Below are 21,260 nucleotides of genomic sequence, written 5' to 3' on the forward strand. Positions count from 1 at the left end.
CTCCTTGCAACGTTCGAGTCGCAAGCACATATGCACCTTGTAGCAACTACAAGGTCAAGCGATGCGTATCGGAGAACTTGCGAAAGCCACCGGCACCAAGGCGGAAACTATCCGCTATTATGAGCGTGAAGGTATTCTGCCTGCCGCCGACAGGACAACTGGAAATTACCGCGATTATTCGAACGAGCATCTGGCGACATTGTCTTTCGTGCGGCGTGCGCGTGGACTGGGCTTCAGTATGTCGCAGGTGAAGGAACTGCTAACCCTTTCAGATAACGACGACAAATCCTGTAGCGATGTCGATCAACTGGTTCGTCAGCAGTTGAAAGAGGTGAACCGAAAGATCGAGAACCTTATTCTACTTCGAGACGAACTAAGCCAGATGCTTCAATCTTGTGAGGCCAGTCGTATTGGTGATTGCCAGATAGTCGAACATCTAGCGCAGCCACCACAAGTTTAGCGATAATTACCTTAAAATCATTCTCGCATCATAAATCTTTCTGCACAACCAACATGTAGATGATTTGAGGGATAAAATGCAGGCAGCTTTTCTAAAAGAGTCCTCTTTACGACCTACTGCCCGACAAGCGTACTTTTCACGTAAGTTCGCTGGGAAATACGCGCCTTAGATTGCGCGGTGCAGAGACCTGTGTACCTGCATCGGCTTGATCGCACTACCAACGGGGGGTATTGGAGTGGCGTGACCATCCTGCGCGCCTTTGCCTTATTATGCATAAGCTTCGGCCTGTTCGTGCAGGTTGCCGCCCATGCAGCGGCGGCCCCGGAAGTCCCGATGGCCAAAATGGATTGCGCAGAAATGCATCGATCGGCTCCTGGCCAGATGAGCATGCAAGATCAGGCTCCCGATGACAGCGGGCCGTGCAAGACCATGTCGCTTGACTGCCTGGTTACGATGAACTGCATACCACCGCTGTTCCTGTTGGAGATGGCATCCGGGGCGACCGCCCTTCAGCCCTATCGGCCTCTCTACCAGGCACCGGGTAAGGACTGGCTCCGGGGTTCGGCCTCTGCACCCGAACCACCCCCTCCAGAAACAATTTCCTGATCTTCGTCAGTGCGGGCTCTGCCCGTGCTCCCCGACTCCGGTAAAGCTTCGTGCTGGCCTGGAGTGCGAATCCGTGGCGGCAAAGCCGCTAACGGCGAGTCAGGAATTGAGACATGAGGTATTTCCTCGCATTCTGCGGGGCGTGGGTGTCGGCCATGTCGCCGGTAATGGCCCAGCCAGTCAGTTACGAAGAAGCCTTGCGCAGCGCTGTTGTGGAACAGCCGCAGGTAAGATCGCGCGAACTGCAACTCGATGCGCGTCGCAGCGCCGCCGATGCTGCCGACGAATTACCCGATCCGACACTGCGCGCGGGCATTCGCAACCTTCCCGTTACGGGACCAGACCTCCTCGATCCGACCATGATGACCATGCTCGAGGTCGGGGTGGAGCAACAAATTCCCAACCTTGCCGAGAGGCGCGCAAGGGCAAGCATTGCGGGTGCGGACATCGAAACGGCCGGTGCCGAACTTGCCCGGACCCGATATCTGGCGCGATTGGGGGCAGGCGAAGCCTGGGTTCAGCTGGCCTTTGCCCAACGTCGGCTGATGGTCGCGGATACCGCGCTCGACCAGGTTACCGATCTGGTGCCTGTCTCGCGCAGCGCGGTCTCTTCGGGCTCCGCACGCCCCGCTGAAACTCTCGAGGTTCGCCGTGCCGTGCTCGAAATTGAGGACGCACGAACTGCCATCGAAGCCGACGAGGCAGCGGCGCAAGCTCAGCTTGCCCGCTTTATCGGCGAGGCCGATGCTGTCGCGGTCGGCGAACCTCCCTCCGCCGATATCGATCCCGAAGACATACGGCGACGTCTTGCAAACCACCCGGAGATCCTGCTTGCGGGCGCTCAGTTGCGAGAGATGCAGGCGAGGGTCGATCTCGCCCGATCCGACAACCGGCCCGACTTTGGAGTGAGTGCCAGTTACGGTGTTCGGGAACGTCAGTACGGCGACGTGTTCACGGTCATGGGAAGCATAACGCTTCCCCTCTTCGGCAAGCATCGCCAGCAGCCGCTGATTGCTGCCGCCGAAGCAGAGGCCCAGGCCGCAATCGCCAGTCGGGAAGACCAGGTGCGCGCTGTTGCCGCCCGGTTCGAAGCCGATCTGGCCGCCTGGCGAAGCGCATATCGCCAATGGCAGCGCGCGCGCGAGGAACTGCTGCCACTCGCCCGGGACAGAGCGACCCTTGAAACTGCCAGCTATGCTGCCGGACGCGCTGAACTGCTCGACGTGATCGCGGCAATCAGGGACTTGGCACTTCTCGACATCGAAATCTTGGAGCGTGAAGAGGCAACTGTGGCAGCTGCCACGCGGCTCCGCCTCGCCTACACGGAGGATGTTCAATGACAACTGCGTGGAACAGGCTGACCCCGCGCCACAAGTCCTGGGTTGTTACAGGTGTGGTCGCGCTGACGACGCTTGCTGCCGGATATGGCCTTGCGCGACTGGGGACCCAGGACGGCGCCATGGATGGCGCAAGCGCCGATTGCGAGGACGTGCTGTACTGGTACGATCCGATGGTGCCAGGGCAGCATTTCGACGAGCCGGGCAAATCACCATTCATGGACATGCAGCTGGTGCCGAAATGCGCCGGTGAAGAGGCGTCGGCCGGTGTGCGCATCGATCCGGGACTGGTCCAGAACTTTGGCATTCGCACTTCGGCTGCCGAATATGGCGTCCTTGAACCGGAAATCACGGTCACCGGGGTGCTGGCCTATAACGGCCGTGATGTCGCCATCGTCCAGCCACGTGCCGGGGGATATATTCAACGCACTTATGGCCGCGCTCCTGACGATGTCGTGGCCCGCGGTGCCCCTATCGCCGACATTCTCGTTCCCGAATGGGGCGGAGCCCAGGAGGAATACCTCGCAGTGGCCCGCACCGGAAACAGCGAACTTGCTGCGGCAGCGCGTGAACGGATGCGGTTGCAGGGCATGTCCGAATCCCTGATTTCATCGGTGGCTCGGAGCGGACGCCCTCATTCCACTATTACGGTTACAGCTCCTATCAGCGGTGCGATCACTGCGCTCGGAGTGCGCCCGGGAATGACGGTCGCCTCGGGCCAGACGCTGGCCGAGATCAGCGGGTTCTCACCCATCTGGCTCGAGGCCGCTGTTCCGGAAGCGCAGGCTAGTGCCGTGAGGGTTGGCCAGCCAATCGGAGTGAGCCTGACCGCTTTTCCTGAGAGGCGTTTCAGCGGCCGTGTCATCGCCATCCTGCCTACGGCGCAAGATGCAAGCCGGACGATCACCGTTCGCGCGGAACTCTCCAACCCCGGCGGGCGGCTGAAACCGGGAATGTTTGCGCAGGTCTCGCTCCTACCCGAACGGCGCGAAGCGCTGCTGATCCCGTCGGAAGCCGTAATCCGCACCGGCCGGCGCGCTATCGTCATGCTGAAGCAGGATGCCGGAGGTTTCGCGCCGGCAGAGGTACGGATCGGCCGGGAGGCGAACGGACGCACCGAGATTCTGGCCGGGCTCGCCCCCGGCGAGGAAGTGGTCACCTCGGGACAATTCCTGCTCGATTCCGAAGCCAGTCTGACAGGTCTCGAGATACGGCCGATCGATGCGGTTTCAGGAGAGGCTCGCGGCAACGGCGGCGCGCGTTCTCACGGTGTTGACCGTTCGACCTTCAGCGCCACCGGAACGATCGAAAAGATCGGTGAGCGCTCGGTCACGCTGAGGCACGGTCCGGTACCGCAGCTCGACTGGCCCGCGATGACCATGGCATTCGGCGTCGAGGACGGTGCCCAGCTCCGCGGACTCGAACGCGGCGACCGCGTTCGCTTCACCTTCACGCAGAGCGGGACCGGACCGCGCATCGCGTCAATCGCGAAGGTGGATCAATGATCGGCCGGCTTATCGACTGGTCGATAGCGAACCGGCTGTTCATAGTCCTCGCAGCAATTGCCGTTACGTTTGGCGGGCTTTGGGCCGTCCGGACTACCCCGGTGGATGCCATTCCAGACCTGTCAGATGTGCAGGTGGTGGTTCGATCCAGTTATCCCGGCCAGGCACCGCGGATCGTCGAGGACCAGGTTACCTATCCGCTTGCCACGACAATGCTGTCGGTACCCGGCGCCAAGACCGTGCGTGGCTATTCGATGTTCGGCGACAGCTATGTCTACATCATCTTCGAGGACGGCACCGACCTCTACTGGGCGCGTTCGCGCGTCCTTGAATATCTCAACCAGGTGCAGAACCGGCTTCCCGACGGTGTGACCAGCACATTGGGACCGGATGCCACCGGCGTGGGTTGGATTTACGAATACGCGCTTGTCGACCGGTCCGGCGGCCATGACCTTGCAGGCCTGAGATCGCTTCAAGACTGGTTCCTGCGATACGAACTCAAGACCATTCCGGGCATTGCCGAAGTTGCCAGTGTCGGGGGCATGGTCAGGCAGTACCAGATTGTGCTCGATCCCTATCGCATGGCCTCCTTCGGGGTGACCCATGCCGAGATTGTGCGGGCGATCCAGGCCTCCAACCAGGAAACCGGCGGGTCGGTGGTCGAGATGGGCGAGGCCGAATACATGGTCCGGGCATCAGGATATCTCACCTCACTCGACGACTTCAGGCAGATCCCCCTCAGGACCGTCGGGGCTGGCGTTCCGGTCACGCTCGGCGATGTCGCGACGATCCAGGTCGGGCCGGAGATGCGGCGCGGCATCGCCGAACTCGACGGCCAGGGCGAAGTTGCCGGTGGGATCGTGGTTCTGCGCCAGGGCGCCGATGCGCGTAGCGCGATCGCGGCAGTCGAGCAGAAGCTTGCTGACCTCCAGGCCAGCCTGCCGCCGGGTGTCGAAATCGTCACGACCTACGACCGGTCACGGCTGATCGATGCCTCCGTCGAAAACCTGACCCATAAGCTGATCGAGGAGTTCATCGTCGTTGCGCTGGTGTGCGCCCTGTTCCTGTGGCACGCGCGCTCGGCTCTTGTCGCCATTGTGACCCTGCCGCTTGGCGTCCTCGCCGCCTTCGTGGTCATGCGGTTTCAGGGCGTGAACGCGAACATCATGTCGCTCGGCGGCATTGCCATTGCCATCGGGGCAATGGTCGATGCGGCGGTGGTGATGATCGAGAACGCTCACAAGCATCTGGAACGCTGGGAGCAGGAAAACCCTGATGTCGTTCTGTCGGTCAAGGAGCGCTGGCGCATCATCGCAGATGCCTCCAAGGAGGTAGGTCCTGCACTGTTTTTCAGCCTGCTGATCATCACGCTGTCATTCCTTCCGGTCTTCACCCTGCAGGCGCAGGAAGGACGGCTATTCGCACCACTCGCCTTCACCAAGACTTATGCGATGGCGGCGGCTGCGATCCTCTCGGTCACGCTGGTGCCGGTGCTCATGGGCTGGCTGGTCCGGGGCAAGATTCCCTCGGAAGACAGCAACTTTCTCAATCGCGGGCTGACCCGCGCTTACCGACCCGGCCTCGACTGGGTCATGCGACGCCCGAAGCTGACACTCGCCATCGCGGGGCTCATATTTCTCACCACGGCCATACCTTTCACCCGGCTTGGCGGCGAATTTCTGCCCCCGCTCGACGAAGGGGACCTGCTTTACATGCCGAGTGCCCTGCCTGGCATTTCTCCGGCGGAAGCCTCTGCGCTCCTCCAGCGCACGGACCGGCTGATCAAGTCGGTGCCGGAAGTCGAGACGGTGTTCGGAAAGGCGGGCCGGGCGGATACGGCTACTGACCCTGCTCCCCTAACGATGTTCGAGACCACTATCCGCTTCAAGCCTCGCGACGAGTGGCGTGCCGGCATGACGCCCGACAAGCTCGTCGAGGAGCTCGACAGGGTGGTTCGGGTTCCAGGCCTGGCCAACGTCTGGGTCCCTCCGATCCGTAACCGGATCGATATGCTGGCCACCGGCATCAAGAGTCCGATAGGCGTGAAGGTGTCTGGCGAAGATCTGGGCGAGATCGAACGGGTAGCGCTGAGAGTAGAAGAAATTGCCCAGGACATACCAGGTGTCTCCTCTGCGCTCGCCGAGCGGTTGTCGGGCGGACGCTATGTCGATGTCGACATCGACCGGGCAGCGGCCGCACGCTATGGCCTCAACATTGCCGACGTTCAGCAGATCGTCTCGGGCGCAATCGGTGGCGCCAATGTTGCCCGGACCGTCGAGGGGCTGGCGCGCTATCCGATCAATGTTCGTTACCCGCGCGAAATCCGCGACAGCGTCGACGAATTACGGGCGCTGCCGGTGCTTACGCCGTCGGGGCAGCAGGTTACGCTTGGAACCGTTGCGACCCTGAGCGTGAGCGACGGGCCGCCGATGCTCAAAAGCGAACAGGGCCGTCTGACCAGCTATGTCTACGTCGATGTTCGCGGCCGCGATCTCGCTGCCGTGGTTTCGGATCTCCAGCAGGCTGTGACGAACGAACTCGAACTGCCACCGGGCGTCAGCCTGTCCTACGCGGGGCAATTCGAATACCTTACGCGCGCCTACGAGCGGCTGCAGGTCGTGGTGCCGGCGACGCTCGCGATCATCTTCCTGCTGCTATATCTCATCTTCCGGCGGGTCGACGAGGCACTGCTGATAATGGGAACGCTGCCTTTCGCGCTAACAGGTGGGTTCTGGCTACTTTACCTGATGGGCTACAACCAGTCGGTTGCAACCGCGGTCGGCTTTATCGCGCTCGCCGGGGTCTCGGCGGAATTTGGCGTGGTCATGCTGATCTATCTGAAAGCGGCCCTGCAACGGCGTGGCGAAGGCCCCGCCGGGAACGAAGTCGCAGAAGCGATCCGTGAGGGCGCGCTCTTGCGCGTGCGGCCCAAGGCGATGACCGTTGCGGTCATCCTTGCCGGCCTTTTCCCGATCCTCATCGGGAGCGGCGCGGGCGCAGAAGTCATGAGCCGCATTGCTGCGCCCATGGTGGGCGGGATGATCACCGCGCCGCTATTGTCGATGTTTCTGCTGCCTGCAGCCTACCTGCTGATGCGGCGGCCGAAAAGGAATTCTACCGAAGACCAAGGAGATGAAGAATGCATACCCCAACCAGGTTGATGATTGCCATTATTACATTCGCACTTGCTGCCTGCAGCGAACAAAGCGAGCCGGAGCAAAGCGAGAATATGCCAATGGCGTCCCAGGATATGCCTATGAACGGCGCCATGCCGATGGGCGGGCAGATGGGCGAGGCCATGGGGCAGATGGCTAATGCGCAAGGCACCGTTACAGCTATCGACAATGAGGCCGGAACGATCACGATTGATCACGGCCCGGTCGAAGCAGTCGACTGGCCTGCCATGACGATGGCCTTTGACGCGGACGAAAGCGAACGGATGAAGGTCAAGGTGGGCGATGAGGTCACCTTCGGCTTTCGCATGGCCGACTCAGGAAGCGAGATAACCTCGATAGAAAAGAAGTGATGCTGGTGGGGAACGGCCAAGCATCCAACGCCGCCGTTCCCTGCAACTCCTGCTTTCACTTTTCAGCGGGCGATAGGAGCCGACAGGAGCAACTCGGCTCACAGCCGATCGATTGCCGCTTCAAGCTTAATCTTGACCTGGTTCGCCGCCTTTTTCAGTTCTTCGTTGTCGATCGCACTCATCGAGGCGACCGGGTTGATGGCAGCAACTTCGATCTCTCCGGAGGGCAGCTGCTGGACGATCACGTTGCATGGCAACATCGTGCCAACCTTATCCTCAATCTGCAGTGCTTCGTAGGCGAGAGCCGGATTGCAGGCGCCAAGAATGCGGTAGGGACGGAAATCGGCCCCGATCTTTTGCTTCAATGTCTTGGACATATCGATTTCGTTGATGATCCCGAATCCTTCGGTTCCGAGAGCGGAGCGAACACGTTCGAGTGCCGCCTCAATTGGGCCATCGAGTATTTTTGAATAGTAGTAGCTCATATCTAATTTCCATCTCCACGACGCTCCGCCCGTTCGAGAAGCCGGAGCATTTCTGCGCGGGCCAACTCGGTGAGCGGATGATCGACTGCGTCTGGTCTCGGCCGGATCTCGTCCGCCCGCTCTCGTACGCGCCTACGGGTTTCCTGGTCGGATCCGGCGAGGACGGCGAGCAGAAGGTTCTCCATCGCGATCATGCGAATGCGCATCTGGACGAGCTCCGCATGTCCGGGCTCGCTCGCATCCCAGTGACCATCGACGCCCGGTATTTCGTTCCCGTCGCTATCCATCATCATCTCCGCAGTTGTTGCCGGAAACAAAACCGGGCACCCCGGTCGTCCGGTGCCACAAGTCACATTATGCCGGACACTTGACATAGCCGCGGTAGCCGATCTCGTCTTTCGCTTCTGGAGGAACGACGATCACTTCCATCGCTTGCATTCCAGCGTTGCCTGTTTCGTCAACGGCGCGTGTCGCGACGAGAAGATTGTCGCTGGTGAAGCGATCCCTTCCGGCTGCCTGCAAAGGAATGAGCTTGCCGTTGAGTTTGATGAACCCCTCGCCCCCGGCCTCGTAAACGAAACTGGGAAACCCGACCTCGGTGAGCCGGAAAACGCAGCGGCCATCGGTGCCGCCGATCGCCTTGACGTCGGCCTGGGTCATTGTTTCGGGCTTGACGATCGCTGTTGCGACATTGGCGAGCGCGACTGAAGCGGGTTCGATCGCGGCAGGACTGGCTGGAGGTTCGAGTTCGGCTTCCCGGTCGTTGCCCGGGGCGGTGTTCTGGTTGCAGCCCGCAACACCGAGCGCCAGCGCGGAGGCCGCGAAAATGATTCTGTTCACTGGACGCCTCCTTCCTGCGGTGCCGGCGAAGAGGCCGCTGGTGCGGGGGCTTCGAGCCACTCCGGCAGACGCTCAGACGTGCGTTCACCATTCTCGCGTATGTCGGCGATCAGGTATTTCATCTGCGCGATCTCCCGCCGCTGCGCAACGATGATGTCGTGTGCCAATTTACGGGTACGCGGATCGCGGATGTGCGCACGTTCGCTGGTCATGATCGCGATCGAGTGGTGCGGGATCATGGCCGACATGTAGTCCACATCGTCGATCGTGCTCTGACTGCGTACCAGCCACAGAGCGAGCGTAAAGACGAGTGCGCCCACTCCGATGATGATCATGTTCCTCTTCCGGTCCTTGTACATGCCCCACATAAAGAGAAGCATGACCACCATCATCATCGCGCCCATAACAAACATCATCCAGAAGCGTGTTTCGCTCCAGAAGAAATGATCGGCATCATAGGTGTTCGCGTACATGAGGAAAAACATGATGACGGTCGACGTCGCCACCATCGCCATGAAGCGCCAGTAATTGCCGCCGCTCTCGCCCTCCTTTTTGTGTTCCGCGTGTTGCGCGTGATCCATCTCAGGCCTCCTGTTTTTTCATTGTCGAGAACACGAACTGCGCGGTGCAACTGATCAGCAGGAACCCGGTCAGCGACTCGATGCCAGCCAGAGCGCGCAGATGCCCGGTCGGATAGATATCTCCGAGGCCGAGGGTCGTGATGTTGATGAGCGAGAAATAGAACAGGTCCATCGCACTCATGGCAGGCTCCTTGTCGAAACCGCCGAGTCCCATTCCCGCAGCGCCGGCAAAGCCAAGGGCGAAAAGAACGGTCACAGCAAGATGACTTGCCAGCACGACGAGATAGGCGAGGCTCAGTCGCAGAGAATTGACCGAAGCAGGCTGGAGGGTCCGCTTCGCCAGGCGGATCATGCCGAGGTGCAGCCACAAGGCCGCAAGAAACAATACAATACCTATGACTATCGCAACCGATATGGCCCGGGCTCCGCTTAAAATGGGTGTCCGTTCATAACTCTGGCCGATCGCAACTGTTCCCTTCGGGGCAGGATGCCTGACTGCGCAAACCCGCCTGACGCCAATCGTCGCTTGGGATATGACCGCCATTCTCCAGAGATCTGACGTCCGGTCGGGAACGCGACTGGATGGTCGAGTGGAGGCATGGAGGACCGCTCAATATGGCATTCCGGCGACCTTTGGGCTGAGCGGGGCGTCGACGGGTGGGCATGATTGCCAGCGCCAACGTTTCAGTCCGATCAGGGCAAAAAATCCGCATCCGTTTAGAGATATTTTCTCGCAAAAAAGGCTATTAGCCTCTGGAATATATTTGCAATTCCGATGTTTTCCAAGCTGTGTAAATCTATTTCTTTGGAGCGCATAAGGTCTCCTTCGAAATATTTTGATAAACATCCGTTTATATCATCTGAAATTGATACGAAATTTAGCTCATGGTTTTGGAAAAAACTCCGGTAATCGAAATTTGATGTTCCTACAGTGCTCCAGTCGTCGTCAATGACAATAGTCTTGGCGTGCAGGAAGCGCGGTGCATATTCATAAATTCTCACTCCCGATCTCGCCAGCCGGGCGTAACTCATTCGCGCGGCCCACTGAGTGACGGGTATGTCGCTCTTGCCGGGCAGCAGAATCCGAACATCTATGCCGCGTCCGGCAGCTTTCATCAGCAGGCGCTCGGTACGGCTGTCGGGCACGAAATATGGCGTGGTCAGCCAGATTTTCGAGCGTGCGTTGCCAAAACGCCCGTTGAACAGGCACCTCAATCTGTAGCGGCATCGACGACTGTAATTTGACATCAACAGGCTGTGGCCGAACCACCGCTCTTCCCCGCAGGCATTGGTGTTGCGATAGGATCTGAACAGCACCGCTGCCTGCTTTGCGACTGGTCCCATCAGTCTGACGTGGGTGTCCCGCCAACGTGCGGCGCCGCTGAACCGGAAGGAGCTTTCTTCGCCGATGTTGAAGCCTCCGACATAGGCAATCCGCTCATCGATCACGAGAAGCTTGCGGTGGTTGCGGCGCTGATACCGCAAGGGGTGCCACCAGTTCCACTGGTTGTCCCAGGAAAATGCAACTCCGCACTCGCGGAGCTTACTGGCTGTTGCTTGGGTAAAAACGCGCCCAGATCCAAGCGCATCCAGGCGGATCTGAATACTTACGCCGCGAGCGGCTGCCTGCAGCAGGGCAGTCACAAATTGTCTGCCGACCCCGTCCTCTTTGAAGATGTACATCTCGAGCAGAATTTCGCTCTGAGAGATTGCGATATCAGCCAGCATCGCATCGACCAGATCATCTCCTTCGGTGAACAGATGAAAATCCTCGTTCCCGCGTTGCTGAGGTATTCGGTCAGTCATCCCCAACTCTGAGCCAAATGGAGTGCGTCCCGCTCCGGACTTGAAGGATTGATGACCATGCCCGTCCCCAGTTCAAACCCTCCGGGATTGGTTAGATGCGGAACCACTCGCAGGCTCCAATGAGCGGCGGGTGCAAACTCGCTGTCCAGCGAGCCGGGTTCCAGGACCAGATTGTACGATAGCTCTCCCTTTGCATTTCTGAGCCGCGCGAGCGCATTCTGCAGAGTGTCGGAAAGCGCTGCCAGATCATCAGCATTTGCCATGGCAAATGATGGCGTATGCCGACGCGGTACGATCCACTGTTCATATGGCCTCTGGGCTGCAAAGGGTGTCAGTATCGCGTAACGCTCGGTGCATTCAATCACGCGCTTGCCGGATTCTAGCTCACGTTCAGTCTCCTCGCAGACCACGCATTTGCCGCTCGTCTGGAAGTGGGCATATTCCCAATCGAGCGTCGACCTGAGGCGCGGAGGAACGAAGGGTAGAGCGACAATCTGCGAATGCGCATGCCCAAGTGATGCACCCGCCAGATTGCCACGATTTCGGAAGAGCATGACCGCTTCAATGCCAGGTATCGCCAACGCGGCACCAAAACGATGATGCCAGGTTCTGACCACGGCCTCTGAGCAATCTGCGGACATATCAGCAAAGTCGATGTCGTGGCGGGGCGTCTCAATGATGACTTCGTGATTGCCATAGCCACTCTGCAGCCTGTCGGACGGAACTTGCCTAGCGGTTGAGAGGACGGGAAACTTGTTGGGGATCACACGCGTGTGCCAACCCGGAGCCTCAGGGCTGGAGTACTCATCGATGATTGCGGGAAGCTGGTCTTCATTACCCGGACAAAATGGGCAAAGCGGATCTATGGCAAGGCGAGGTGTCTTCGCGTCAGCGAGGACGCGTGCATGTGGTCGCTCGCCTCGCGAGGGAGCGATGATAACCCATTCGCCGTTCGTGCGATCCTGTCTGATTTCGCTCATGGATTGACCTTGCTACCTTCCCGTTTCCCTTACCTCCTGAGAAGGAACTGCGGTTCAAAAGAAGCGATAAGGTCGAGCCAATCCTCCATCAAACGAGTCATTAGAAACCGCGAACGCACGGTTTCACGGGCCTTGCTGCCCATTGTCTCGCGAAGGCCGGGCTTCTTGACGGCATGAATGATACGCTCTGCCGCGCTTTCGATGCTGTCGACCAGAAAGCCGTTCACACCATCCTCGATCTGGTGCCTGATGCCACCGACGTTCCCACCGATCACGACAGCGCCTTTCCACATCGCTTCAGTAACTGTCAGGCCGAAACCTTCCCTGATTGACTTCTGCAGCACTACCGCAGCTCGCCGTTGCAGCGCATTCACAAGCGCAGAATCCTGTACCGACAGAATTCGGATTCGTTCTTCGCCACATTTGCACAGTGAGCCGAAGATTTCCTGCCCCTCCGGATCGTCTGTCGCGACATTGCCGACAAGAACCAGCGTCGCGTCGACTTCCTTGCGGGCGATGCGGAAGGCATCGATCACACCTTGAGGATCTTTCCACTTGTCGAAGCGCGATATCTGCACAACCAGCGGCAAATCCGTGGGAATGTCATAGTGGTTCAGGCGTTCATCGATTTCATCGTCTGCAAGGTCCTTGTTGGTACTCGAGAAAGGATTGATTGCCGGCATGATGAAACGCTGAGGCGCCGTCAGCTTTTGCGCATATTCGGGAAGCGAAAGCACCACTGCGTCGTAGTGTTCAATGAAGCTGGAGAGATATGACCAGAGCTCCGGGTCCGGCCGAGAAAGATCGACATGGCAACGCCAGACCCATGGGGCCTTTTTTCGAAAGTGCCGGATCAGCGGTAGCGGCTGAGGATCGTGAACGATGACCAGATCATGGTCGAGATGCATGCGCGCCGCATTCTCGTAGACAACCTCTTCGTAGATGTCCCGTTTGAGTTCGCTCAGGTTGATCTCACCACCCTGCAACGCATTGTGCATCTTTTTGGTGATGCTGAAAAAATCCGGGCGTCCCTGCAGGACGCGCCAGCCTGTCCGGATCCCGGCTTGGTTGAGGAGCAATGTTAGTGAGGACAGAATCTCGGCAACGCCACCACCATAATGGGTCGAATTGACATTGATAACGTGCAGGTCGCTGAGCTTGTGCGCCTTATCGAGTATTCGGTCGGTCGTTTCGCACCCAACAAGCGGCTCGTAGGCTTCGACCCTTGGCAAGGATAGATTGGCTGGTTCGCCTGATCGCTTTTCCATTCGCGTATTCCTCCAGCTGGAATTTATGCATCGCGCGGTGGCACAATCCGACCGCTCAGGTGCCTTTCGTTTGAGGCGGTGACGCAGTGTTACCGCCGCTGTGCCCCATAAGACCGAGCAAATGCGATGCGAGCATTGCTTCCTGCGCTTCGCGGCACACCTTGAAATTTTTCCGGAGAGAAGCGACGAAGGCGGCGGCCCCATTTGATTTGGTATTAACACATCATGTGCTTTTCCGCAGAAGCGAGTTTCGGCGCCTCAGCCATTCTGATACCCAGCGGCACCGTCAGCCTTTACATTGCGATGAAGACTGACCGCCGCTATGCGCCACTGTGCGCGCTGCCGCTTCTGTTTGGTATCCAGCAGTTTTTCGACGGCATGGTCTGGGTTTCGGGCGCAAACGGCGATTTCGATGCTACGCGCCACTTTTCGATCGCCTACATGTTTTTCGCCTGGCTAGCCTGGCCGGTGTGGATACCTTTCGCGACCTATTTCGTTGAGCCCTGCCGATGGAGACCGTTCTACCTTCTTGGATCAATCGTTGGTGGGATGCTGGGTGCGAGCCTTTATTTCCCCTATTTCGCCCATGAAGGCTGGCTGACTGTCGAATTCCTGCCAAAAGCAATCGTTTACGATGGCATTGAAACATTCGACTTTCTTTGGCCGCGCAGCGTCACTTACGGAATCTATATCGCGTCGATCGTTCTGCCGCCTCTTCTGTCCACACGCCGGGAGGTGCAGATTTTCGGGCTGCTCGTGTTTCTCGCATTTGCGACGACGTATCTCTTCTTCCGATATGCCTATGTTTCGGTGTTTTGTTTCCTAGGAGGACTAATCTCGATCTATCTGGTCGCAATGATCATTAACCTGGCACGAAAGAAGGCCCAGCCGGAGCCGACATGCTGAAACCTTCTCTAGCCGTAATTCCGTGCTTGCCTGCCGACCTGTACCTCTACCCGAACCACTTCACACCATAGTGGATCGCAACCCCGAGAGCTGCCAGGAGAAGGAGCGAAACTACTATAGTCTTCACCTTCTCGGACCTTCGTTGGGTCATTACTTTTCTCCTCTCCCGTCAGCTTCGGCAAATTGTCCCTTTATTTCCGTGCGATCCCATCTTTCCGACAGCGCCGAGACTGCCAGGATTGTGTGATCCGGCGCCACATCAGCTGTTATCGGCCTTCGGCTTATCTCTGAGGACAGAAAGATAGAAGCGCTCGAAGATGAACACAGAAGAAATACCGAGCGCGGCATAATAGACGACTGACGGATCGGTTTGATATTTGATGGCGGTGAACGCTGCCAGGACCACCGCATCAAGTCCTAGAGCCGTCAGAAGTATCCAGGCCTTGGCCTCGATCTCATGGCGCAGGTTACGCAACACGCCCCAGTGCACCATCATGTCCATTACCAGGTAGAAGAAGGCGCCGAGCGATGCGATCCGGCTCAGGTCGAAGAGCACTGTCAGGGCTCCTGAACCTACAACCGTATAGACAAGTAGGTGCCTGCGCAGCGATCCCGACATGCCGAAGTGGCTGTGCGGGATCATGTTCATCTCGGTCAGCATGGTCAGCATTCGCGAGACGGCGAAGACGCTGGCAATCACACCCGATGAAGTTGCGACGATCGCCAGCGCAATCGTGAAATAGAAGCCGTACTGACCAAGTGCTGGCTCCGCAGCTGCTGCGAGCGAATAATCACGCGCGGCGATGATCTCTTCAATGCTGAGACTTGACCCGACGGCAACAGCGACAAGCAGATAGACGACGACACAGATCGCAATCGAAATCATGATCGTGCGTCCCACATTGCGATGTGGATCGACGATCTCGCCGCCGCTGTTTGTGATGGTGGTAAAGCCTTTGAAAGCAAGGATCGACAGGGCGGCTGAAGCGACAAAATCGATAGCGCCAACCTGTCCTGCGTCTTCACCCAGAGCGGCACCGCCAAACCCTGCGGCCACCAGTGCGGCGATTGCGAACAGAGCAATGCCGCCAATCTTGAGGCCAGACATGAGCAAGGAAAAGAAACTGACCGACCTGTTGCCCGAGACATTGACCAGATAGGCGAAGACAATCAGCCCGACACCGAGCAGGGGCACGAACAGGGGGTCACCTTCCAGATTGAATGGGCGCAGCGCATAGGTGGCGAATGTTCGGGCAACGAGGCTCTCGTTGATGACCATCGAGAACGCCATCAACAGCGATGCGGCGGCGGCAATCGATCCGGGGCCGTAGGCTTTCTGCAAGATCATGGCGATGCCGCCCGAGGACGGCCAGGCATTGGACATCTTGATGTAACTGTAGGCGCTAAAGGCCGTGACGATCGCACCGACAATGAATGATAGCGGGAATAGCGATCCGGCGAGTTCGGCAATCTGGCCCGTCAGCGCAAAGATTCCGGCACCGATCATGACCCCGGTGCCCATCGCCACCGCACCGCTCAGGCTTATAGAACCCTCTCGGTAGCCGGCTCCACCATCGCCATGGTTATGGTTGTGCCCATTCTGCAATTTCAACTCCCGAGTGTCTTAGACGGTGGCCACTGAGATCCGTGGAAGGAAAGCCGGAACTTTCGAGCGGTACTCTTCAAATTCCACAGGAAACCGTTCACGGGTCTCGGCCTCCTCTGTCCGGGCCAGGCGCACATACATCCAGACAAGAACCGGAAACATAGCCAGGGTCAGCAGTGTCGGCCACTGGAACAGAAATCCCAGCATGACGAGTATGAACCCAAGATATTGCGGATGCCTGACGCGAGCGTAGGGACCGGAAACGGCCATTTGTCCTTCCTTCTGTGCCTTCCACAGCACGTGCCAGGACACAGAGATCAGCCAGAAGCCGCCACCGATCAATGCAAAACTGAGCAGGTGGAAAGGCCCCCAGTGTGGATTGGTTTTCCAACCGAACATCATTTCGAGAAGATGTCCGGCATCATGCGTGAACCAGTCGACGCCGGGGTAATGAGACTGGAGCCAGCCGGAGAGAAAATAGATCGTTAGGGGGAAACCATACATCTCCGCAAAAAGCGCAACGATGAAGGCGCTGAAGGCGCCAAAACTGCGCCAGTCCCGCTTGGTACGAGGCTTGAAAAAGCTGAATGCGAAGAAGATGAATATCGCGGAATTTACAATGGCCAACAACCACAAGCCATAGGCGGGTGCGTCGCTATGGTTCATTTTTTGTCTCCGCAAGTTTGAGGTTCTGTCTGACTGATAGTCAGTTCAACTTTTTCCGGATCTCTTCGCGCGCTGGCCCAGGTGAGATGCTCATAGACGCTGGCCCAGTAGAGCCCGAAAGCGCCGCCGAAGAGGAACTCCTCGAGTGGTATGCCGGCGATGAGCCAGCCAGAGAGATCCCGGAGATTCCACACCTGCTCTATGTAGCCTGGCGCACCGATCCTCAGGGTGATCATGAAAATGGCATAGAGGCCCAGGAACAGTGCGCCGCCAGCAAGAGTCTTGGACAGAAGATCGGGCCGGCAAAGCGCCGCAGCGACTGCGCCGGCGGCCATCGCTATCACTGCAGGATAAATCGGGTTCCACCCTGTCGCCATCAGCGGAAGAAACACGAACGCCGGCGTAGCGACCGCCAGCCAGTGAAACCGGTGATGGCCGGACATTTTGCCCGGATACGACACCCTGCCAGTGACAAGGTTATACAAGACGGAGCCGATCCCTCCGATGCTGAATGAAAAGATCAGGCTCTCGATGTCGAATCCGGTCGTCCGGGCGAGATCGAAGAGGCTGGGTGGACTCCAGTACACCGGAACGAACAGCGGCTCTGTCAAACCGAAGGGCGTCGTTCCGATGGCTGCACGCAGCATTTCGGTTCGCAGACGTGGGTAGAAGAGATAGATCACAACAAACACGGACAGAAACGCGAGGGACCAGATCAGCCAGACATGTTGGAAGTTGCTCATGATGGCTGTCCTGCGGCAGCCTTGCGCGGCGTTTCCGGGGCATCCTCGTACTCAGCGATGTAATCCCGCGTCAGGGGCACTGCGTCCTTGCGGTGGGATAGCTGGAGCTGGAAGACCATGAGCGGACCGTTGCGAAAGAGCATTTCGCAGGCAGCCAGGTAGAATTCCCACATCCGGCAGAAGCGCTCGTCGTAAAGCGCAACTGCTTCTTCGCGTCTGGCCTGAAAACGGTCATGCCACTGCCGCAGCGTGTCGGCGTAATGGACGCGCAGGATTTCGATATCGGTCACCCAGAGACCGGATTTTTCCACCGCCGCCAGAACCTCGGACAGGGCCGGTATATATCCTCCCGGGAAAATGTACTTGCTGATCCAGGGATCGGATCCGCCAGGCGGTTCCATGCGCCCGATCGAATGGATCAGTGCAATCCCATCGGCCCTCAAAGACCGGGCGACGGTATCAAAAAATGCTGGATAGTCAGCATTGCCCACATGCTCAAACATCCCGACAGAAACGATGCGGTCATAAGTTTCCCGGATGTCCCTGAAGTCGAGCAAGTCGAACCGGACCTGGCCAGACAGACCTGACGATTTCGCGCGCGATCGAGCATGTTCGAGCTGCTCGACTGACAATGTGATACCAGTGACCTGGGCACCTTCATCTTTCGCAAGATTGAGGGCGAGACCGCCCCAGCCCGACCCGATATCGAGTACGGTGCTGCCGGGCTCAAGCATCAGCTTGGCGGCGACGTGTCGCTTCTTGGCCATTTGCGCTTCTTCGAGCGTTTCATTGCCAGTTCGAAAGTAGCCGCAGGAATACTGGCGGTCTGCGTCGAGGAACAGGTCATAAAGCGCGCCGGACAAATCGTAGTGATGCTCCGCGTTTGCCTGTGCTTGCTGACGATGATTGCGGCGGATCCGCCTGCGGCCGAGTGCGGCATTCAACTTCTGGATCGGACGACTCTCGATTGTGGGGAGATCCTCGGTCAGGAGATCGAGAAGATCGCGTAGAGAGCCATGCTCCAATACGAGGTTTCCGTCCATGTAGGCCTCCCCCAGGGCAAGCGAGGGATTGAAGAGCAGGCGTAGCGGAAGCCTGCGGCCGTGAAGCCGGACAGTAATCTCGGGGCCGGGCAGCTGCCCTCTGAACAGGCGTCTTCGGCCAGCAGCATCGATGACGGTCAGTTGTCCCTTTCGGATCACCGAGCGTATAACTCGCTCGATGCGAGCCATCGGGCGCAAATCAAGGACAGAACTGTTTTGCGATGGCTCGTCCAATATTGCGCCGAAGTGCGTCATTTCCCGTGCCCGCCATGGCCATGATGCATGAACAGATGCATGGCCGGGCAGAGCAGGAGCAGCACAATCAGGAAACCATTGCCGGTGAAGATGTGTGCACGATGCTCGTAGGCCAGCAGGAACCCGATCACGCCCAGGAAGACGAGGAACACCGTTCCCGCGCGTGATTTCCAAAAGCTTGTGCCTGAATGTCCTGGCGGTGTTTCACGATATCCGTGTTCATCATGTTGGTGCATTGCATTCACCTTTCAGTTGAGTGTGCGTCTTTCCTGCCTTCAGATCTTTGCACCCCTCAGACGCAGCGAGTTGGTAACGACCGAGATTGACGACGCGCTCATGGCAAAAGCGGCGAACATCGGGCTGATCAGGATGCCGAAAAACGGGAACAGCAGGCCTGCCGCGACCGGCACACCGGCAGCATTGTAGATGAGTGCGAAGAACAGGTTCTGGCGAATGTTTCGCATGGTCGCTCGCGCGAGGCGGCGCGCCCGGACAATCCCGTCGAGATTGCCCTTCACCAGTGTGATGCCTGCGCTTTCGATGGCGACGTCCGCGCCTGTGCCCATGGCTATACCAACGTCGGCCTGCGCGAGCGCAGGAGCATCATTGACGCCGTCGCCGGCCATCGCGACCTTGCGCCCTTCGGCTTGAAGCTCCTGGATGATGCGCGCCTTGTCTTCGGGAAGCACGTCGGCGCGGATTTCGTCGATGCCGAGCCGCGCGGCCACTGCCCTGGCGGTGCGCTCATTGTCGCCCGTCGCCATGATGATACGAAAGCCCAGTTCATGGAGCGCCTTCAAGGCGTCGGGCGTGGTTTCCTTGACCGGATCGGCAACGCTGACAAGCCCGGCAACAGCGCCGTCCAGCATCACGAACATCACCGTTTCGCCCTGATCGCGGTGGCTATTGGCCTTCTCCGTCAGTTCGGCCGCTTCGAGACCGAGGTCGGTTACGAGCTTGAGATTGCCGAGAGCAACGCTCTTGCCATCGACGACGCCTTTCACGCCCTTGCCGGTGACCGCCTCGAAGTCGCTGGCTTCACCGAGTGCCACGCCGCGCTCTTCGGCGCCCGCGACGATCGCTTCGGCCAGCGGATGTTCGGAGCCCCGTTCCAATGTTGCGGCTAGGCGCAGAACTTCGGCTTCGTCGTGACCCGGCTCGGGCAGGACGGACACCAGCCGCGGCTTGCCTTCGGTCAGCGTGCCGGTCTTGTCGACCATCAGCGTGTCGATCTTCTCGAAGCGTTCGAGTGCTTCCGCGTTCTTGATCAGAACGCCTGCCTGCGCGCCGCGCCCGGTCGCCGTCATGATCGACATCGGCGTGGCGAGGCCAAGCGCACAGGGGCAGGCAATGATGAGGACAGCGACGGCCGCGATCAGCGCATAGGACAGCGCCGGAGCCGGACCCCAAAAGGCCCAGCCAATGAAGGCGAGGATAGCAATGCCGATGACAACCGGCACGAACCATCCCGAAACCTTGTCGGCATATTTCTGGATCGGCGCGCGCGAGCGCTGCGCATTGGCAACCATCTCGACGATCTGGGAAAGCATCGTATCGGCACCCACACGGGTTGCTTCGATGACCAGACTGCCGGTTCCGTTGATGGTGGCGCCGGTCACGGGGTCGCCCGCGACCTTCTCCACCGGAACGGGTTCGCCGGTGATCATGCTCTCGTCGACCGAGGAACGACCGTCTGTCACGACGCCATCGACCGGCACCTTGTCGCCGGGTCGCACCCGCACCCGGTCCCCGACCAGCACGTCTTCGAGCGGGATTTCCTCTTCGCTGCCATCCTCGCGGATCACTCGCGCGGTCTTGGCCGCAAGATCGAGCAGCGCGCGGATAGCCTTGCCCGTGCCTTCACGAGCACGCAGCTCCATCACCTGGCCCAGCAGCACAAGCGTGACGATGACCGCCGCCGCCTCGAAATAGACCCCGACATGGCCCTCGGCATCGCGGAAGCCATCGGGGAATATGCCCGGCGCGAGGACAGCCACGACACTGAAGGCCCAGGCCGCCATCACCCCCATGCCGATCAGAGAGAACATGTTGAGGTTCATCGTGCGGAAGGAATTCCAGCCGCGCACAAGGAATGGCCAGCCACACCACAGGACGACGGGTGTGCCGAGTACCAGTTCGATCCAGAGCGTGTTGCGCTCCCCGAAGATATCCCTGACGCCGCCAAGGCCAAGGTACGGCCCCATGGTGAAGACCAGCAACGGGAGGGTGAGGACGGCGCCTATCCAGAAGCGTCGGGTGAAGTCGACCAGTTCGGGGTTGGGTCCCTCTTCGGCCATAGTAGCAGACTCGAGTTCCAGCCCCATGCCGCAGATCGGGCAGGAACCGGGCTTGGTCTGCCGCACCTGCGGATGCATCGGGCAGGTGTAGATCGTCCCCGAATAACCAGCCGGAACCTTGTCGTAGCGCTTGTCGTCGGCTCCATCCCCGGCATCTGCGGAATGGGCATGGTGGCCATGACAGCATGCGTGGCCGTCCTTCGCCTGCTCGCTGCCTTCAGGCACGAGATGCATCCCGCACTTGGGGCAGTCTCCCGGCCCATCCTGCCGCACTTCGGGGTGCATCGGGCAAGTGTAGATCGTGTGATCGCTTGCCTCATGGTGCTGGTGATGGGTGTGGTCGTTCATGC

21 protein-coding genes are annotated in these 21,260 nt (G+C 59.0%); 7 read left to right on the forward strand and 14 right to left on the reverse strand.

From position 1 onward, the window contains the following. Positions 1-61 precede the first annotated feature (61 nt). From LK12_RS03695 to LK12_RS03725, 6 genes are all read left to right on the forward strand, one after another. Positions 62-460, forward strand: coding sequence for a MerR family transcriptional regulator (locus LK12_RS03695; protein WP_039279402.1), 399 nt, complete (start codon positions 62-64; stop codon positions 458-460). Between the two features lie 240 nt (positions 461-700). Next, positions 701-1,066, forward strand: coding sequence for a hypothetical protein (locus LK12_RS23690; RefSeq protein ID WP_156135371.1), 366 nt, complete (start codon positions 701-703; stop codon positions 1,064-1,066). Between the two features lie 113 nt (positions 1,067-1,179). Beyond that, positions 1,180-2,406 carry a TolC family protein gene (locus tag LK12_RS03710; protein WP_039279405.1) on the forward strand — a complete coding sequence of 409 codons (1,227 nt, stop codon included), beginning with the start codon at positions 1,180-1,182 and terminating at the stop codon, positions 2,404-2,406. Further along, positions 2,403-3,908, forward strand: coding sequence for an efflux RND transporter periplasmic adaptor subunit (locus LK12_RS03715; protein ID WP_039279407.1), 1,506 nt, complete (start codon positions 2,403-2,405; stop codon positions 3,906-3,908). The genes LK12_RS03710 and LK12_RS03715 overlap by 4 nt, the downstream gene beginning before the upstream one ends. Next, positions 3,905-7,069, forward strand: coding sequence for an efflux RND transporter permease subunit (locus LK12_RS03720; protein ID WP_039279409.1), 3,165 nt, complete (start codon positions 3,905-3,907; stop codon positions 7,067-7,069). The genes LK12_RS03715 and LK12_RS03720 overlap by 4 nt, the downstream gene beginning before the upstream one ends. Next, the gene (locus tag LK12_RS03725; protein ID WP_231568226.1) at positions 7,048-7,434 is read left to right on the forward strand and encodes a copper-binding protein; all 387 of its coding nucleotides are present in this window, start codon (positions 7,048-7,050) and stop codon (positions 7,432-7,434) included. Before LK12_RS03720 ends, LK12_RS03725 begins: the two co-directional genes overlap by 22 nt. Before the next feature lie 98 nt (positions 7,435-7,532). Here the strand turns inward: LK12_RS03725 and LK12_RS03730 are convergent, their stop codons facing one another. The 8 genes from LK12_RS03730 to LK12_RS03765 all read right to left on the reverse strand — a co-directional run bounded on the left by LK12_RS03730 (position 7,533) and on the right by LK12_RS03765 (position 13,394). Continuing rightward, a complete protein-coding gene (locus LK12_RS03730; RefSeq protein WP_039279414.1) occupies positions 7,533-7,919 on the reverse strand; it encodes a DUF302 domain-containing protein in 387 nt (128 codons plus the stop codon). A 2-nt stretch (positions 7,920-7,921) separates the two neighbouring features. Next, positions 7,922-8,206 carry a hypothetical protein gene (locus LK12_RS03735; RefSeq protein ID WP_039279416.1) on the reverse strand — a complete coding sequence of 95 codons (285 nt, stop codon included), beginning with the start codon at positions 8,204-8,206 and terminating at the stop codon, positions 7,922-7,924. A gap of 67 nt (positions 8,207-8,273) precedes the next feature. Beyond that, positions 8,274-8,759 (reverse strand): DUF6692 family protein, encoded by a 486-nt coding sequence (locus LK12_RS03740; protein ID WP_039279419.1) that lies wholly within the window; start codon positions 8,757-8,759, stop codon positions 8,274-8,276. Then, on the reverse strand, positions 8,756-9,268 hold the full coding sequence (locus LK12_RS03745) for a DUF305 domain-containing protein (protein WP_052223179.1): 513 nt from the start codon (positions 9,266-9,268) through the stop codon (positions 8,756-8,758). Before LK12_RS03745 ends, LK12_RS03740 begins: the two co-directional genes overlap by 4 nt. Before the next feature lie 73 nt (positions 9,269-9,341). Continuing rightward, the gene (locus LK12_RS25075) at positions 9,342-9,884 is read right to left on the reverse strand and encodes a potassium channel family protein (protein ID WP_231568228.1); all 543 of its coding nucleotides are present in this window, start codon (positions 9,882-9,884) and stop codon (positions 9,342-9,344) included. A 173-nt stretch (positions 9,885-10,057) separates the two neighbouring features. Continuing rightward, a complete protein-coding gene (locus LK12_RS03755; protein WP_052223127.1) occupies positions 10,058-11,146 on the reverse strand; it encodes a phospholipase D-like domain-containing protein in 1,089 nt (362 codons plus the stop codon). Next, positions 11,143-12,126 carry a galactose-1-phosphate uridylyltransferase gene (locus tag LK12_RS03760; RefSeq protein ID WP_082010327.1) on the reverse strand — a complete coding sequence of 328 codons (984 nt, stop codon included), beginning with the start codon at positions 12,124-12,126 and terminating at the stop codon, positions 11,143-11,145. Before LK12_RS03760 ends, LK12_RS03755 begins: the two co-directional genes overlap by 4 nt. A 29-nt stretch (positions 12,127-12,155) precedes the next feature. Next, positions 12,156-13,394: a glycosyltransferase gene (locus LK12_RS03765; RefSeq protein WP_039279423.1), complete on the reverse strand. Its 1,239-nt coding sequence runs from the start codon at positions 13,392-13,394 to the stop codon at positions 12,156-12,158. A 225-nt stretch (positions 13,395-13,619) separates the two neighbouring features. Between LK12_RS03765 and LK12_RS03770 the strand changes: the two genes are divergently transcribed. Then, the gene (locus LK12_RS03770) at positions 13,620-14,300 is read left to right on the forward strand and encodes a DUF6629 family protein (protein ID WP_039279425.1); all 681 of its coding nucleotides are present in this window, start codon (positions 13,620-13,622) and stop codon (positions 14,298-14,300) included. 259 nt (positions 14,301-14,559) lie between these two features. Here LK12_RS03770 and LK12_RS03775 read toward each other — a convergent pair whose 3' ends face one another. The 6 genes from LK12_RS03775 to LK12_RS03800 are packed head-to-tail and all read right to left on the reverse strand — an operon-like array spanning position 14,560 to position 21,258. Next, complete coding sequence (locus tag LK12_RS03775; protein ID WP_052223128.1) at positions 14,560-15,906, reverse strand: APC family permease; 1,347 nt, start codon at positions 15,904-15,906, stop codon at positions 14,560-14,562. Positions 15,907-15,924: 18 nt separating this feature from the next. Then, complete coding sequence (locus LK12_RS03780) at positions 15,925-16,572, reverse strand: methyltransferase family protein (RefSeq protein WP_039279428.1); 648 nt, start codon at positions 16,570-16,572, stop codon at positions 15,925-15,927. Next, on the reverse strand, positions 16,569-17,315 hold the full coding sequence (locus LK12_RS03785; protein WP_052223129.1) for a lycopene cyclase domain-containing protein: 747 nt from the start codon (positions 17,313-17,315) through the stop codon (positions 16,569-16,571). Before LK12_RS03785 ends, LK12_RS03780 begins: the two co-directional genes overlap by 4 nt. Then, positions 17,312-18,613, reverse strand: a complete 1,302-nt coding sequence (locus LK12_RS03790; RefSeq protein WP_231568229.1) for an SAM-dependent methyltransferase — start codon at positions 18,611-18,613, stop codon at positions 17,312-17,314. Before LK12_RS03790 ends, LK12_RS03785 begins: the two co-directional genes overlap by 4 nt. Continuing rightward, complete coding sequence (locus LK12_RS03795; RefSeq protein WP_039279433.1) at positions 18,610-18,849, reverse strand: DUF2933 domain-containing protein; 240 nt, start codon at positions 18,847-18,849, stop codon at positions 18,610-18,612. The genes LK12_RS03790 and LK12_RS03795 overlap by 4 nt, the downstream gene beginning before the upstream one ends. A gap of 39 nt (positions 18,850-18,888) precedes the next feature. Further along, positions 18,889-21,258, reverse strand: a complete 2,370-nt coding sequence (locus LK12_RS03800; RefSeq protein ID WP_197063451.1) for a copper-transporting P-type ATPase — start codon at positions 21,256-21,258, stop codon at positions 18,889-18,891. Positions 21,259-21,260: the final 2 nt, after the last annotated feature.

Origin of the sequence: Novosphingobium malaysiense, from assembly GCF_000802225.1 — a bacterium.
GTDB lineage: Bacteria > Pseudomonadota > Alphaproteobacteria > Sphingomonadales > Sphingomonadaceae > Novosphingobium > Novosphingobium malaysiense.